The organism is Herbaspirillum seropedicae (genome assembly GCF_001040945.1).
GTDB lineage: Bacteria > Pseudomonadota > Gammaproteobacteria > Burkholderiales > Burkholderiaceae_D > Herbaspirillum > Herbaspirillum seropedicae.
Genome location: NZ_CP011930.1, coordinates 3641129 through 3655485, shown reverse-complemented (window position 1 = coordinate 3655485; position 14357 = coordinate 3641129). Strand labels below are relative to the sequence as shown.

Below are 14357 nucleotides of genomic sequence, written 5' to 3'. Positions count from 1 at the left end.
CGCGATTTGACGCCGCCAGTCGCCACCAATCGCCTGTCTTTACGCACTGCTGAACTCAGCAGTGCGCTCCCGATCTTCCCCTCGTCCTATTCCTTTCGGCGGCCGCGCTTGCCCGGCGCTGCCTCCGTGCCTGCCTCTCCCTTGGCGCAATAGGCTTCTTCCAGCTCTGCCAAACGCACGTTGAGCTTGCCCAGCACCTGGGTAAGCGTATGGACCTCGTCAGCATCGAGCGCTGTGAAGAGCCCATCGATGAAGCTCTTCTTGACCGGCTCGGAAGCGCGTAGCACTTCTCTGCCCGCCGCTGTCAAAGCGATGTGCTTGACGCGCCTGTCGCTGATGTCGCCAGTGCGCTGCACCAGTCCGTCGCGTTCCAGCGCATCGATGGCCTCGGTGATGGTGCGCGGGGCAAAGCCGAAGGCTGTCGCCAGGTCGGCAGCCCGCACCGGACTGTTGCGCTCGATGTGGCCAAGCATCTTGTTACGCGCCAGGGAAGCCCCTTCGCCGGCCATGAGCTTGTCCAGCGTGCGATGCGAGCGCACATAGAAATCGCGCAGCGCATCGGCGGCGGCGGTGTGATCGGATGTAAATGGAGTAGACATGGTTTTTCCTTGTGCCATATCATATGGTACCTCATTAAATTGCCGTTTCGTTGAAACGGATCAAAACTGAAGCGCATTCCTGCCAAGGCTTGCCCCGACACTAGGATAAAAAATGACAGACGCCACTCCTCACCAGACCCCGGCCGAGCCGGACCAGGCCGATGCGCCACGCTCGGACGACAAGCAGGGCAGCGCCCCCAAAAAACGCATGAATCCGCGCGCCCGTTTCATCCTGCGCGCCTTGCTGGTGGTCGTGCTGGTGATCGTGGCGGCCTGGGTACTGTACTACCAGTTCCGCGGCAAGTATCTGGAAAGCACCAACGATGCCTTCGTCCAGGCAGACAGCGTGACGGTGTCCTCCAAGGTCAGCGGCTATGTCGACCAGGTGCTGGTGGCTGACAACCAGATCGTCAAGGCGGGCCAGCCGCTGGTGCGCATCGACGCCCGCGATTATTCGGCGCAGGCCGCCCAGGCCAAGGCCCAGATCGACGCCGCCGCCGCCAGCGAAGAAGCCGCCAACGCCCAACTGGCCGAACAGCAGGCCGCCATCGCCCAGGCCAAGGCACAATTGGCCGCTGCCGACGAGGATGCCCGCTTTGCCACGGCCGAGGTGGAGCGCTACACGCCCCTGGCCGCCTCCGGCGCCGAGACCCGCGAACGCCTGACCACCCTGCACAACCAGCAGGCCCAGGCGCGCAGCACTGTGGCTGCCCGCCGCGCCGCGCTTGACGCCGCCCAGCTGCGGGTGCGCTCGCTGCAGGCCCAGGTGCGCCAGGCGCAAGCCCAGGGTGAGACGGCCAAGGCCCAGTACGACGCTGCCAGCGTCAACCTCGGCTATACCGAGATCCGCGCCAGCGTCGATGGCCGCATCGGCGACAAGCAGGTGCGCGTCGGCCAGTTCGTCTCGCCCGGTACGCGCATGATGACCGTGGTGCCGACCCGCTTCTACGTCTCGGCCAACTTCAAGGAAACCCAGATCGGTATCATGCGCATCGGCCAGCCTGCCATCATCAAGGTCGATGCCTTGCCGGGCGTGGAATTCCACGGCCATGTGGAAAGCCTCTCGCCGGGGACTGGCGCGCAGTTCTCGCTGCTGCCGCCACAGAACGCCACCGGCAATTTCACCAAGATCGTCCAGCGCGTGCCGGTGCGCGTGGCCATCGACGCCACCCCCGAGGAGACCCGCGCTTTCGTCGCCGGCTTGTCGGTGACGGTGGAGGTCAACACCATCGCCGCCAAGGACGAGTTGCGCGACCTGCGCGAGCGCAGCAGTGAGGCCAACGCCACACGCAAGGAGCCGCAGTGAGCAGCGCTCCCGCCAAGCCCATGGCCGCTGCCGGGGCCAACGGCGAGAAAGCCGACGCCGCCGCCTGGCTGGCGGTCGCGGCCGGCACGCTGGGCGCATTGATGGCCACGCTGGACATCTCCATCGTCAATTCTTCGCTACCCACCATCCAGGGCGAGATCGGCGCCTCCGGCACCGAAGGCACCTGGATCGCCACCGCCTACCTGGTGGCCGAGATCGTCATCATCCCCATGTCGGCCTGGCTGGAGCGGCTGCTGGGCCTGCGCGTGCTGCTGCTGACCGCCGCCAGCCTGTTCACCTTGTTCTCGGTGCTGTGCGGCCTGTCGACCACGCTGCCGATGATGATCGTGGGCCGGGTCGGGCAGGGCTTCACCGGCGGTGCGCTGATCCCGACCGCCATGACCATCATCGCCACTCGCCTGCCGCGCTCCCAGCAGCCGGTCGGCAACGCCATGTTCGGTGCGACCGCCATTCTTGGCCCGGTATTGGGGCCGGTGATGGGCGGTTGGCTGACCGAGAACGTCAGTTGGCACTACGCCTTCTTCATCAACCTGCCGGTGGGTGCGGCCCTCATCACCTTGCTGCTGGTGGCCATTCCCTACGAGCGTCCCAAGTTCGAGCAACTGGCCGAGGCCGACTGGTTCGGCATCGCCGGCCTGGCGCTGGGGCTGGGCGGGCTCACGGTGGTGCTGGAAGAGGGCGAGCGCGAGCAGTGGTTCTCTTCGCCCGACATCCGCTGGCTGGCCGCCACGTCCGTGCTGGGCTTCATCCTGCTGGCCATCGGCCAGGTGCGGGCACGCCATCCGGTGATCCAGCTGCGGCTGCTGCGTGACCGCCAGTTCGGCTCGGTGGTGATGATGGCCATGATCGTCGGTGTGGCGCTGTATGGCACGGCCTACGTGATCCCGCAGTTCCTCTCCGGCATCGCCGGCTACAACTCCCTGCAATCGGGCTGGATCGTGCTGCTTTCCGGCGTGCCGATGATCCTGATGATGCCCTTCACGCCCTTGCTGATGCGGCTGGTGGACATCCGCATTGCCGTCGGCACGGGCTTTCTGCTGCTGGCCGCGTCAGCCTTCATCGAGACCGACCTGAGCCCGCTTTCCTATGGCGGCTCCTTCGTGGCCTCGCAACTGATGCGCGGGGTCGGGACGGTGCTGGCCATGCTGTTCCTGAACCAGGCGGCGATCCGCTCGGTGCCGCCCTCGCAGGCGGGCGACGCCTCCGGCCTCTACAGCGCCGCGCGCAATCTCGGTGGCTCGCTGGCGCTGGCCGCCATCGCCGTGATCCAGGACCAGCGCCTGTGGCTGCACAGCCGCCGCCTGGAAGAAAGCCTCAACGCCAATTCCGACCTGGTGCAGTCCAGCATGACTGCGCAAGGCCATCTGCTGGGCGGCCAGGATGTCGCGCTCCAGCTCATGGGCGCGACCATCCAGTCGCAGGCGCTGACCATGACCTATGCCGACCTGTTCTGGATGCTGGGCGTGGCCATTCTCTGCGTGACTCCGCTGGTGCTGTTCCTGCGCCCCTTGCCGACCCATGCCGCACCGGTGGCTTCTCATTGATGATCAACATGGACAAGACCTCTTCTTCCTTCCCGGCCGCGCGCCTGATCGCCCTGGCGGCGGCCGCGCTGCTGGCCGGCTGCGCCCTCGGCCCCGACTACGCTGGCCCGCCCGAGGCTGCGCCGCAAGCCGCGCACGGCGGCCAGTTCGTGCGCGGCGGCGACAGCGCCACTACTACCGCGCCGATCAACCAATGGTGGCAAGGCCTGGGTGACGCCCAGCTGACCAGCCTCATCGAGCGCGCCTTGCAGGCCAATCCCAATCTGGGCATTGCCCGCGCCCGCCTGCAGCAATCGCGCGCCGGGCTGGCGCTGGAGCAGGCCAACGCTGCGCCCAGCGTAGGCGCCTCGGCGCTGGCAGGGCACGCGCGCCTGCCACCGGCCAACCTCGGCGCGCTGACCGGCGGCGCCAGCTCCGGCAATGGCTCGCCGACCAGCGCCAACCTCTATAGCCTGGGCTTTGACGCCAGTTGGGAGATCGATCTCTTTGGCGGCCGTCGCCGCGCCGTGCAGGCCGCCACGGCCACCGCCGATGCGGCGCAGGCCTCGCTGGCCGACGTGCAGGTGAGCCTGGCCGCTGAAGTCGCCAACGCCTACATCAGCCTGCGTGATCGCCAGCAGCGCCTGGCGCTGGGCCAGCAAGCGGTACAGGCGCAGGAGCAGATGCTGCAACTGACTGGCCAGCGCGTCGAACGCGGCACCGCGTCTTCGCTGGACCAGTTGCGCATCCAGAACCAGCTCGACGCCAGCCGCGCCGACCTGGTCCCATTGCAGGCCGACCGCGATGCCTACCTCAACCAGCTGGCTACGCTGCTGGGGCAGGAACCCGGCACGCTGGACGGCGAGCTGGCGGCGACCGTCCCGGTACCGCTGCCGCCTCAGCAGGTCGCCGTCGGTGATCCGGTATCGCTGCTGCGCCGCCGGCCCGACGTGCGCGCCGCCGAACGCACGTTGGCCGCCGATACCGCCAAGATCGGCCAGGCCGAAGCGGCGCGCTATCCCAGCCTGAAGCTCTTCGGTGTGATCGGCCTGGGCGGCACCCATCCTTCGGACCTGACGCGCCTGGATGATTTCGCGGCGCTGGGCGCGCCCATGCTGAGCTGGAACTTCCTCGACTTCGGTCGCGCCAAGGCGCGGGTCACGCAAGCCGAACGGGTGCGCGACGAGGCCGAGATGAAGTATCGCCAGTCCGTGCTGGAGGCACTGCGCGATGCCGAGGATGCACTCTCACGCTTCCGCTATGGCCGCGTGAGCGTGGCCACCATCGCACGCACCAAGCTGTCTGCCGACCGCGCGCTGGCGCTGGCTCGGCAACGCTACCAGGCGGGTACCGGCACGCTGATCGAGGTGCTCGACACCACGCGCCAGCAGATCACTGCGCAGCAGAACCTGTTGCAGGCCGAGGCCAATCTCACTCGCAGCTTCGTGGGCATCCAGAAGGCGCTGGGGCTGGGGTGGTCTGACGAGCAGGGCTGAGCCCGCCCTGGCCGATCCTCACGCCGGCAGCGCCTTGGTGCGCTGCCGGCGTTTTTCATGCGGCCATCTGATCATCGAATTCGTTTCGTGGCTTGACCGCCATTGCGGTTTTTTCCTGTTCGTCATTTCTTCCTTTTTTGCGCTCACCGCGCTCTGACGCGCTGTAGAGGGCTGCACATTGCTGCGAGCAAACGGCAGACAGCACCAAAAGACAATGTGCAGAAGGCGGGCTTCCCTCCACACTGCGTCGCTACAAAAAAGCCGGTATCAACCGGCTCCTAGGGCAGCGAAATCAGGCGCGGAGGCGGGCAATCATTCCCGGTCTCCTGGCTAATTTCACGCGATCGACCTAGGAGCAGGATATGAAGAAAAGCAGGAAGTCACCACAGAATGCCGCGCTGACGACGTCGGCCGTCTTCAGGAAACAAGGCTTGTACGCCGCCGTATTGCTGACACTGGGCCCGGCCCTGGGTACGCCGGCCAGCGCCCAGAGCTACGTGAACTACGATGGCGCCAGCACCGCCGACGCCAGCGCCGCCCTGGCCACGTGGACCGGCCATGCCGAATTCAAGGCCGACTGGGGCCTGGGCGCGATGAATGCCCAGTATGCCTATGTGGCGGGTTACACCGGACAGGGGATCAAGCTGGGCGCGGTCGATTCGGGACTGCTGCTGACCCACAATGAATTCGCCAGGCGCAACGTCAAGGCCTTGGCCGTGACCGGCGCCTATGCCAACGATGGATACCAGTACCAGGACGGCAGCCAGGCCTGGAAAGCCGGCGACGCCTTCAGCGTCCCCGGCGCCCTGAGCCCCCTCAACGACAAGCACGGCAGCCACGTCTCCGGCACCATTGCGGCGGCCAAGAATGGCGACGGCATCATGGGCGTGGCCTTTGCCAGCGACTACTACATCACCAACACCAACGGCACCGACAGCTCGGTCTATGGTGTGAACATGGACTACAACTATTTCAAGGCGGCCTACGGCAACCTGGCCAGCGCGGGCGTGCGCGCCATCAACAGCAGTTGGGGCAATCCTGATTCGCGCGACGACTTCGGCAGCATCAGCGGCGTGGCGGCGGCCTACCAGCGCCTGCAGGGCGGTGGCAAGAAGAGCTGGCTGGACGCCGCCGCCGATGTGGCGCAAGCCTCCAATACTCTGCTGGTGTGGGCCGCCGGCAATGCCAGCAAGGCCAACGTCAACATCCGCTCGGCGCTGCCGTATTTCAGGCCGGAGCTGGAGCAGAACTGGATTGCGGTGGCCGCCCTCAATACCAGCTCGATGCTGCCCAGTTTTTCCAACCAGTGCGGGCTGGCCAAGTACTGGTGCGTGTCGGCGCCGGGCTCGGGCATCACCAGCCTGAACATCACCTCCGACACCGCCCTGGTCAATGCCTCCGGCACCTCGATGGCGGCGCCACACGTCACCGGGGCGCTGGGTGTGCTGATGCAGCGCTATCCCGACCTGGACAACCAGGCTATCCGTACCATCCTGCTGAGCACCGCCAAGCACCTGGGCACGGGGGCGGCTGACGCGCCCAACAGCATGTTCGGATGGGGGGTGCCGGATCTGAACAAGGCGCTCTACGGCCCCGGCCAGTTGCTGGGTGTGTTCAAGGCCAACATCGCTGCGGGCAGCACCGATACCTGGAGCAATGACATCTCCGAGGCTGCCCTGGTCCAGCGCAAGAGCGAAGACAAGGCGCAGTTGGCCGCGTGGCAGGCACTGTCCGCAAGCACCTTGCAGTCTGCCGTCGACAGCGCGAGCGCGCAGGTCAAGGCGCAGGTCGACAGCGGTTATGATGCAGCCCTGGCGCTGGTACAGACGCGCGCCCAGCTCAACGCCGCCTACCAGTCCAGCAACAAGAGAGAAGACAAGACCGCCTTCCAGAACGCCGACAAGGCCGTGGCCGCCAATGCCCTGGCGGCGGCCATTCTCAAGCAGTCCGGCAGCGGCGCCTTGCTGAGCAAGGACCAGCTCCTGGCCTATATGCTCACGGTCGACTCCGGTGTGGCGGCCGCCAACCTGGCCCTGGGCAACTACAACGGCCAGGCCGTCTATCTTGCCGCCGCCCAGAAAAAGACCGACGCCGACTACGTAGGCAGCCTGGTCAAAACCGGCGATGGCAGCCTGACCCTGTCGGGCAACAACAGCTACACGGGAGGCACCCGCCTGGAGGGCGGCACGCTGGGCGTGGGGTCGTCCACGGCCCTTGGCACGGGAGGGCTGGCCATGAGCGATGGCGTCACCTTGCGCGCCGCCGCGGACAACCTGGCCTTGAACAATGCAGTGAGCATCAACGGCGCGGGCAGGATCGATACCCAGGCTTTCAATCTCACGCTCAACAACGGCATTGCCGATGGTCGCGTCCCGGGCAGCCTGGTCAAGCAGGGCGAGGGCACCCTGCGAGTGCTCGGCACGGTCAGCTACAGCGGCAACACCACCATCGCCGCGGGTACCTTGAGCCTGCCGACCTATGTCCAGACAGCGGGCCAGATCTTGACGGTAGGGGTCGCCAGCGCCACCCAATACGGCAAGCTGGCCGTGACCGGTGCGGCCAGCTTCGCCTCGGACGCTGCGCTGGCCGTGGATGTGGCCAAGGCCGCGACCCTGGGCAACGGGCAGAGGCTGGCCGGCGTCATCACCGCTGGCAGCCTCAGCGCGCCGCGCCTGGCCGTGTCCGACAATTCGGTGCTGTTCGACTTCCAGCCCGTGGTGGCGAGCAATGCCGTGGATCTGGATATCGTCAGCGCGGTCAGCATCAACAAGGTGGTCCTCGATACGCTGGCGCAGGCTCAAGGGCCAGCGAATACGGCTACGACCAGCACACCGGTGGCCAGCGCACTTGCGTCCAGTACACCTGTCGCAAGCACACCGGTAGTGAGCGCACCTGCGTCCAATACGCCTGCTGCAAGCACACCGGTAGTGAGCGTACCTGCGTCCAATACGCCTGCTGCAAGCACACCGGTAGTGAGCGCACCTGCGTCCAATACGCCTGCCGCAAGCACACCGGTAGTGAGCGCACCTGCGTCCAATACGCCTGCTGCAAGCACACCGGTAGTGAGCGTACCTGCGTCCAATACATCCGCTGCAAGCACACCGTTAGTGAGCGTACCTGTGTCCAATACGCCTGCTGCAAGCACACCGGTAGTGAGCGTGCCTGTGTCCAATACGCCTGTTGCAAGCACGCCGGTAGTGAGCGTGCCTGCGTCCAACACACCTGCTGCGAGCACACCGGTAGCCAGCGCACCAGCCTCCGGTACACCCGCATCCAGTACAGCCGCTCCAAGCGCATCTGCAGCGCCGGCAGTGGTGCCGGCAGTGGCGCCCGCGGCCAGGATCCCCAGCGTTGTCGCCGCCGCCACGGCGGCCGCTACGGTGGCCCCGATACTGGACCGTCAGATCCAGCAACCGTCCAGTGCCGACATGGCCCAGGTCGTCACTGCGCTGGGCCGGCTGCCCGACGCGGCCAGCGTGCTGCGCGCCGCCAGCCAGACCCTGCCCAGAAACGTCAGCGACAACGCCATCCGTGGCGTCCTGGCCTCGCTCGATCGCGTCATCGCCACCCGCCTCGACCTCGGCAACCTCGCCGGCAGTGCTACCGGTACGGGCAGCGGCCTGGGCTATGGCGAGGCCGGCGGTGATCGCCAGGTCTGGCTCATGCCCTTCGAATCGCGCACCAACCAGGGCGACCGGGATGGCGACTCCGGTTTCAGCGCCAGCACCTGGGGCATGGCCACGGGCGCCGAGATGGCGTGGGACAGCGGACGCGTCGGCCTTTCCTACGCCTACGCCAGCACCAGCGCCAGCGGCAATACCGCCATCACCGGCGCCGGCAGCCGCAGCCGTATCGAATCCAATCTGGTGGCCCTCTATGGCAGCGTTCCGCTGGGCAAGCTGGCGCTGTCCTGGCAGGCTGACGCCGGCTGGAACAGCAACCGCCTGGCGCGTGAGATGCAGTTCGGCGGGCTGCATCGCATTGCCAGCAGCCGTTATCACACCTGGAGCGCGCATCTGGGCGCAAACGTATCGCACACGCTGCCCTTGAGTGAAGCATTGAGCGTAGTACCTGCCCTGCAACTCGACTACACCCGCATGCAAAGCCCATCCTATGCGGAGAGCGGGGCAGGCGACCTGAGCCTCTCAGTGCAGGGCAAGCGCACCCAGGCTTTGCTGCTGGGCGTGGGAACGCGCTTGAATTACGCCCTCTCGACGACGTCGCAGATCAGCACCCATGTCGGCGCCAGCTACGATGTCATCAACGACCGCGGCGATCTGGTGGCGACCTATGCCGGGACGCCGGGGCAAGCGTTCACCGCACCCGGTTCGGCGCGCTCTGCATGGTTGTTCAAGGCCGGCGTCAGCTATCGCTTCCAGCTGACGACTGAGGCTGATATTTCGCTGCGCCTGGATGCCGAGGGCCGCAGCGGTTTCATCAACCAGTCGGCGGCGCTCAAGGCCAGCTGGCGCTTCTGATCCATGTGCGGCCGCCCTGGCGGAGGTCGCTAGCAGTCGCCGGTCCTGCTTCCTGCCAGGGGACCGGCCGGGCTGGCCGACGGAACCGATCTCAAGCGCGGCAGTCACAAGGGTTCCCCCCGCCACCGTGACGGCTGCCGTCACACTTGCTCAATATGAAACCTGTCATCGACGCCGCCTCGAGTCGCTTCCCTGTCCGGCCCGGTATCCGGCCCTTGTGCTGTCTGCTGCCGCTGGCGCTGCTGCTGGCGGCGTGTTCTCCGCCTCGCACCGATGATGCCAGCGTGGCTTCGGATTACCAGGTGGTGTCGTCCCCGGTCAAGGCCATCGTCAAGGAAGTGCTGGTCAAGCCGGGGCAGCAGGTGGAAGAGGGGGCTCTGTTGCTTACCTTGAATCCTGAGATCGACCCGATGGCGCACGTGATGGAAGTCACTCGCAACGTACTCGGCGATCCGGGCGCGCAGAAGCAGAACGAGGGCATGCCGGCGCGACGTCCGACCATGGAGGACATGATGGCGGCAGTGCGCGCCGATCAGGACAATGTGCGGGAAAAGTCCAATCGCTGGGCCGAGTCGGCGGGGCAGGTGGTCGATGTGCTGGTCAAGCCCGATCAGGCCATCGTCCCTGAGCAGCCGCTCCTGGCGATCTCCAGCGGAGACTTCATCGTCGTGGCCCGCTTCAAGGAGGACGAGGTCAAGCAACTGCGCGTGGGCCAGCGCGCCCAGGTGCAACTGATGGAGCAGGTGATCGAGCCGGATCGCCAGGGGCGCAGGCGTGACACGGATCGTCCTTCGGAGCAGATCTTCAGTGGCAGCCTCAAGGCCTTTGGCGATGTGCCTGCCGAGGGGAGTCCTGAGGCGACCATCGAGGCGGGTCCCAACGTCAAGGTGGTCGCGCGCGCGCCGGTCCAGATCGTGCTCGATGTTCCGCCCGCACAGCGCGGCCTGTTTCGCCGTGGCCGGGCGGCCCTGGTGACGATGCAGAAGGACTGAGCCGCCTTGCCGCATTCACGTTTGTTCTGCTCAGCCAGCCGTTAATCCACGCCTTCGGCACAGCGCAGGACATCGCGTCCAAGCGACTTGCCCAGGACGGCAACATGCGATTCCGACATTGCAATCGATGGCAGTAGCCGCAGGCTGCACTACAGGTCCTTGCTCAATTCCGCCACCAGATAATCAAGAAAGATCTCCACGCTGCGCGGCAACGTCCGTCCGGCCAGCGTCTGCACTTCGACGAAGCGACCATCTGCGGGACAGTCGCGGATCGGGCGCATGGTCAGCTCGCCGGTGGCAATGCGGTAGCGCACCGTGACCTCGCCGGTGATGGAGAGGGCGTCGTTGTCGAGTACATAGTTGTGCAGCGACTGGATGTAGTTGCTGGTCATGACCGGCTCGATCACCACCTGCTGGCGGCTGCAGGCAATGTCGAAGAGCTGCCGCAGCGTCGTGGTGGGATCGGGCAGGGCCATGGGATAGGGCTTGAGCTGCCCCACCGAGATCTGGCGAAAGCGCGCCAGCGGATGATCCTTGCGCATGATCAGGGCAATCGGCCCCGGTTGCCGATGTACCACCTTGATCTCCGGTTCAGGCAGCCGCGCAAAGGTCAGCCCGATATCGGCATTGCCTTCGCGCACCTGGCGCGATACCAGCGCCGGCGCTCCCACGAAGAGTTGGAACACGAAGCCCGGGTATTTCTTCTGGAAGGCATTGATCAGCCGGGGCAGGAAGTCGATGGCGAAACCTTCCGACGCCGACAGCCTGACGCGCCCGCTGCGCAATCCTTTCAGGGCTTGCAGGTCAGCCACCACGCGGTCGGCTTCCAGCGCCATCTTGCGCGCATGCGCGGCCAGCATTTCGCCGCCGGCCGAGAGCACCATGCCGCGCGGCCGCCGTTCGAACAGGACCGTGTCCAGGATCTGCTCCAGGCTGCTGATCTGCCGGCTGATGGCCGAGCTGGCCACGTTGAGCCGTTGGGATGCTTCACTGATGGAGCCGCAACGCACCACTTCGAGGAAGTAGCGCAGGGCGGTATCTTGCAGTTGCTGCGATTTCATTCAGGCCTCGCCAGAGGAAAATGAACAGGATTATTTGGTGCGTGCTTCACGTCTTTGGTGCAGCGCCTTGCCACTTGGCGCGCCCCCCGATGCTGCACCTGCTTCAACGGCCCCAACCCAGCAGTGTTGCGGATTTCCAGGGGGGAGCTACATTGTGGTGCAGCATTTTTGCGTTCTTCTTTCGGCAACGCAGGCATAGAAATTTAATGATTGTGGCATCGGTAAATCGTAGCCTAGTATGCCCTTCGACGTCGCGGTTTTTTCACATTTCTCTTACTCGAACGAAGGGGCTGGAATGAACGCACTACACAAATCCCTCCTGGGCTGGTCACGATGTGCAGTGTTGGCGGCAGGGGCCATGACGGCGGTCGCGGCGCATGCCGGCAAGGCCAACGACACCCTGGTCTATGCCTCCGACAGCGAAGTCGAGAACATCAGCCAGTATCACAACAACCTGCGCGAAGGCGTGATCCTGGCGCACCTGATCTGGGACACGCTGATCTACCGCGACCCCAAGACCAACGAATACAAGCCGCAACTGGCCACCGCCTGGAAGTGGGAGTCGCCTACCGCATTGGTGCTGGATCTGCGCCAGGGCGTGCAATTCCAGAACGGCGACAAGTTCAGCGCCGATGATGTGGTGTTCACCTTCAACTATGCCGTCTCGCCGGAATCGAAGGCGGTCACGCGCCAGAACACCGACTGGATCAAGAGCGTGGACAAGCTGGCCGACTACAAGGTGCGCATCAACCTGAAAGGCCCGTTCCCCGCCGCCCTGGAATACCTGGCCGGCCCCTTGCCGATCTACCCGGCGGCCTATTTCAAGAAGGTGGGCCTGGAAGGTTTTTCCAAGGCGCCTATCGGCACCGGTCCCTACAAGGTCACCAGCGTGACCCCGGGGCAGGGCGTGACGCTGGTCAAGAATCCTGGCTACTTCAAGGATAGTCCGCAAGGCCAGCCCACCATCGGCAATATCAAGTTCGTCGTCATCCCCGACCCGGAAACCCGCGCCGCCCAGCTCATGACCGGCGCCATCGACTGGATCTGGCGCGTGCCGCCAGACCAGGCCGATTCGCTCAAGACCAATCCCAAGCTGGCCGTGCAGAGCGGCGAGACCATGCGGATCGGTTTCATTACCCTGGATACCACCGGCACGTCGGCGCCCAATTCGCCCTTCAAGGATGTGCGCGTACGACAGGCGGTCAACCATGCGATCAATCGCAAGGGCTATGCCGACAACCTCATGCGCGGCGGCAGCCAGCCGGTCTATACCGCCTGCTTCCGCACCCAGTTCGGCTGCGACAGCAATGCCGCCATCAAGTATGACTACAACCCGGCCAAGGCCAAGGAGTTGCTGGCCGCGGCCGGCTATCCCAACGGCTTCGACACCGACATCTACGCCTACCGAGAACGTGAGATCGCCGAAGCCATCATCGGCGACCTGCGCAAGGTCGGCATCCGCGCACGCCTGCACTACATGAAGTTTGCCGCGTTGCAGACCGAGTACCGCAGCGGCAAGACGCCGATGAGCTTCTATTCCTGGGGTTCGTTCTCGATGAACGATACCTCGGCCTTTGCCGGCGTCTACTTCAAGGGCGGCGCGGATGACATCACCAAGGATCCGCAGCTGCAGCAGTATCTGCAGACGGCTGATACCTCGATCGATCCGGCTGTGCGCAAGGCCAACTACAGCAAGGCGCAGGAGCTGATCTCCAAGCAGGCCTACGTGGCGCCGATGTTCTCCTATTCGACCTACTACGCCTATAACGCCCAGCTCAACTTCCAGGGTTATCCGGATGAGCTGCCGCGCTTCTACGAGGCCAGCTGGAAGTAAGCCTGACGGCACACCGTCCCAGCGCCTTCGATACGGCCCCTGTGGGGCCTGCTCAGTCCGAACGGACAGCGGTGGCTGTGGGAAGGGTGGGATGAGGTCTGTAATTTTCTTCAAGGAAGGATCGCCATGCTGATCTACATCCTGCGCCGCCTGGCCATCGCCTTGTGCGTGGCAGTCACGGTGTCTGTCGTCAGTTTCACCCTGCTGCACATGTCGGGTGACCTGGCTGTCTCCATCGCCGGGCCTGAAGCCACGGCCGCCCAGGTGGAGTCGGTGCGCACCCAGTTCGGACTGGACCGGCCCATGGCCACGCAATACCTGGACTGGCTGGGACGCGCGGTGCAGCTGGACTTCGGCAAGTCCTTCTACTTCCAGGGGCCGGTGATGGAGATGATCGCCGAGCGCCTGCCCATCACCTTCAAGCTGGGCGGCAGCGCCTTGCTGCTGGCAGTGCTGACCGCCATTCCGCTGGGCGTGCTGGCGGCCATCTACCGCGATACCTGGCTGGACCGCGCCGCGCTGCTCATCGCTGTGGTGGGGCAGGCCATGCCCAGCTTCTGGTTCGGCCTGACGCTGATCCTCATCTTCGCCGTCACCCTGCACTGGTTGCCGGTGGCGGGCAACGAGAGCTGGCAACACTTCATCCTGCCGGCGGTGGCGCTGGGCTATTACGCCATGCCGGCCATGATGCGGCTGACCCGCTCGGGCATGCTCGAAGTACTGGGCTCGGACTATATCCGCACGGCGCGCGCCAAGGGGCTGTCCAAGTCGCGGGTGGTGTTCAAGCATGCACTGCGTAACGCCGTCATCCCGGTGGTGGCGCTGGCCGCGGTGGAGCTGGGTTTCATGCTGGGCGGCTCGGTGGTGATCGAGTCGGTCTATTCGATGCAGGGCCTGGGACAACTCGCCTGGGACGCCATCTCGCGCAATGATTACCCGGTGGTGCAGGCCGTGGTGCTGATCATCGCCATGTTCTACATCGGCCTGACCTTCCTGGCCGATGTCATCAATGCGCTGCTCGATCCGCGCATCCGTACCCGTTGATTG

At 65.3% G+C, this 14357-nt stretch carries 9 protein-coding genes; 7 read left to right on the top strand and 2 right to left on the bottom strand.

Annotation, left to right across the window (positions count from 1 at the left end):
• Positions 1 to 86: 86 nt before the first annotated feature.
• The gene (locus ACP92_RS15960; RefSeq protein ID WP_013235136.1) at positions 87 to 599 is read right to left on the bottom strand and encodes a MarR family winged helix-turn-helix transcriptional regulator; all 513 of its coding nucleotides are present in this window, start codon (positions 597 to 599) and stop codon (positions 87 to 89) included.
• A 112-nt stretch (positions 600 to 711) separates the two neighbouring features.
• On the opposite strand from ACP92_RS15960, the gene ACP92_RS15955 reads away from it, so the two are divergent.
• The 5 genes from ACP92_RS15955 (at position 712) to ACP92_RS15935 (ending at position 10415) form a co-directional block, all read left to right on the top strand.
• Entirely contained in the window at positions 712 to 1905 is a 1194-nt protein-coding gene (locus ACP92_RS15955) for an HlyD family secretion protein (RefSeq protein WP_013235135.1), read from the top strand.
• Positions 1906 to 1925: 20 nt separating this feature from the next.
• Positions 1926 to 3470 carry an MDR family MFS transporter gene (locus ACP92_RS15950; protein WP_013235134.1) on the top strand — a complete coding sequence of 515 codons (1545 nt, stop codon included), beginning with the start codon at positions 1926 to 1928 and terminating at the stop codon, positions 3468 to 3470.
• Entirely contained in the window at positions 3470 to 4945 is a 1476-nt protein-coding gene (locus ACP92_RS15945) for an efflux transporter outer membrane subunit (RefSeq protein WP_013235133.1), read from the top strand. Before ACP92_RS15950 ends, ACP92_RS15945 begins: the two co-directional genes overlap by 1 nt.
• 362 nt (positions 4946 to 5307) lie before the next feature.
• On the top strand, positions 5308 to 9423 hold the full coding sequence (locus ACP92_RS15940) for a S8 family serine peptidase (RefSeq protein WP_013235132.1): 4116 nt from the start codon (positions 5308 to 5310) through the stop codon (positions 9421 to 9423).
• A 155-nt stretch (positions 9424 to 9578) separates the two neighbouring features.
• Positions 9579 to 10415 (top strand): HlyD family secretion protein, encoded by an 837-nt coding sequence (locus tag ACP92_RS15935; RefSeq protein ID WP_156181796.1) that lies wholly within the window; start codon positions 9579 to 9581, stop codon positions 10413 to 10415.
• Positions 10416 to 10564: 149 nt separating this feature from the next.
• Here ACP92_RS15935 and ACP92_RS15930 read toward each other — a convergent pair whose 3' ends face one another.
• Entirely contained in the window at positions 10565 to 11476 is a 912-nt protein-coding gene (locus ACP92_RS15930; protein WP_013235130.1) for a LysR family transcriptional regulator, read from the bottom strand.
• Between the two features lie 295 nt (positions 11477 to 11771).
• Between ACP92_RS15930 and ACP92_RS15925 the strand changes: the two genes are divergently transcribed.
• Both ACP92_RS15925 and ACP92_RS15920 read left to right on the top strand, forming a co-directional pair.
• The gene (locus ACP92_RS15925) at positions 11772 to 13310 is read left to right on the top strand and encodes an ABC transporter substrate-binding protein (RefSeq protein WP_013235129.1); all 1539 of its coding nucleotides are present in this window, start codon (positions 11772 to 11774) and stop codon (positions 13308 to 13310) included.
• 126 nt (positions 13311 to 13436) lie between these two features.
• Positions 13437 to 14354: an ABC transporter permease gene (locus ACP92_RS15920; protein ID WP_013235128.1), complete on the top strand. Its 918-nt coding sequence runs from the start codon at positions 13437 to 13439 to the stop codon at positions 14352 to 14354.
• The last annotated feature ends 3 nt before the right edge of the window (positions 14355 to 14357 follow it).

Coding starts and splice junctions, on each gene's coding strand:
- ACP92_RS15945 (WP_013235133.1), top strand. CDS start 3,470: ATGATCAACATGGACAAGACCTCTTCTTCCTTCCCGGCCGCGCGCCTG.
- ACP92_RS15925 (WP_013235129.1), top strand. CDS start 11,772: ATGAACGCACTACACAAATCCCTCCTGGGCTGGTCACGATGTGCAGTG.
- ACP92_RS15950 (WP_013235134.1), top strand. CDS start 1,926: ATGGCCGCTGCCGGGGCCAACGGCGAGAAAGCCGACGCCGCCGCCTGG.
- ACP92_RS15955 (WP_013235135.1), top strand. CDS start 712: ATGACAGACGCCACTCCTCACCAGACCCCGGCCGAGCCGGACCAGGCC.
- ACP92_RS15960 (WP_013235136.1), bottom strand. CDS start 599: ATGTCTACTCCATTTACATCCGATCACACCGCCGCCGCCGATGCGCTG.
- ACP92_RS15935 (WP_156181796.1), top strand. CDS start 9,579: ATGAAACCTGTCATCGACGCCGCCTCGAGTCGCTTCCCTGTCCGGCCC.
- ACP92_RS15920 (WP_013235128.1), top strand. CDS start 13,437: ATGCTGATCTACATCCTGCGCCGCCTGGCCATCGCCTTGTGCGTGGCA.
- ACP92_RS15930 (WP_013235130.1), bottom strand. CDS start 11,476: ATGAAATCGCAGCAACTGCAAGATACCGCCCTGCGCTACTTCCTCGAA.
- ACP92_RS15940 (WP_013235132.1), top strand. CDS start 5,308: ATGAAGAAAAGCAGGAAGTCACCACAGAATGCCGCGCTGACGACGTCG.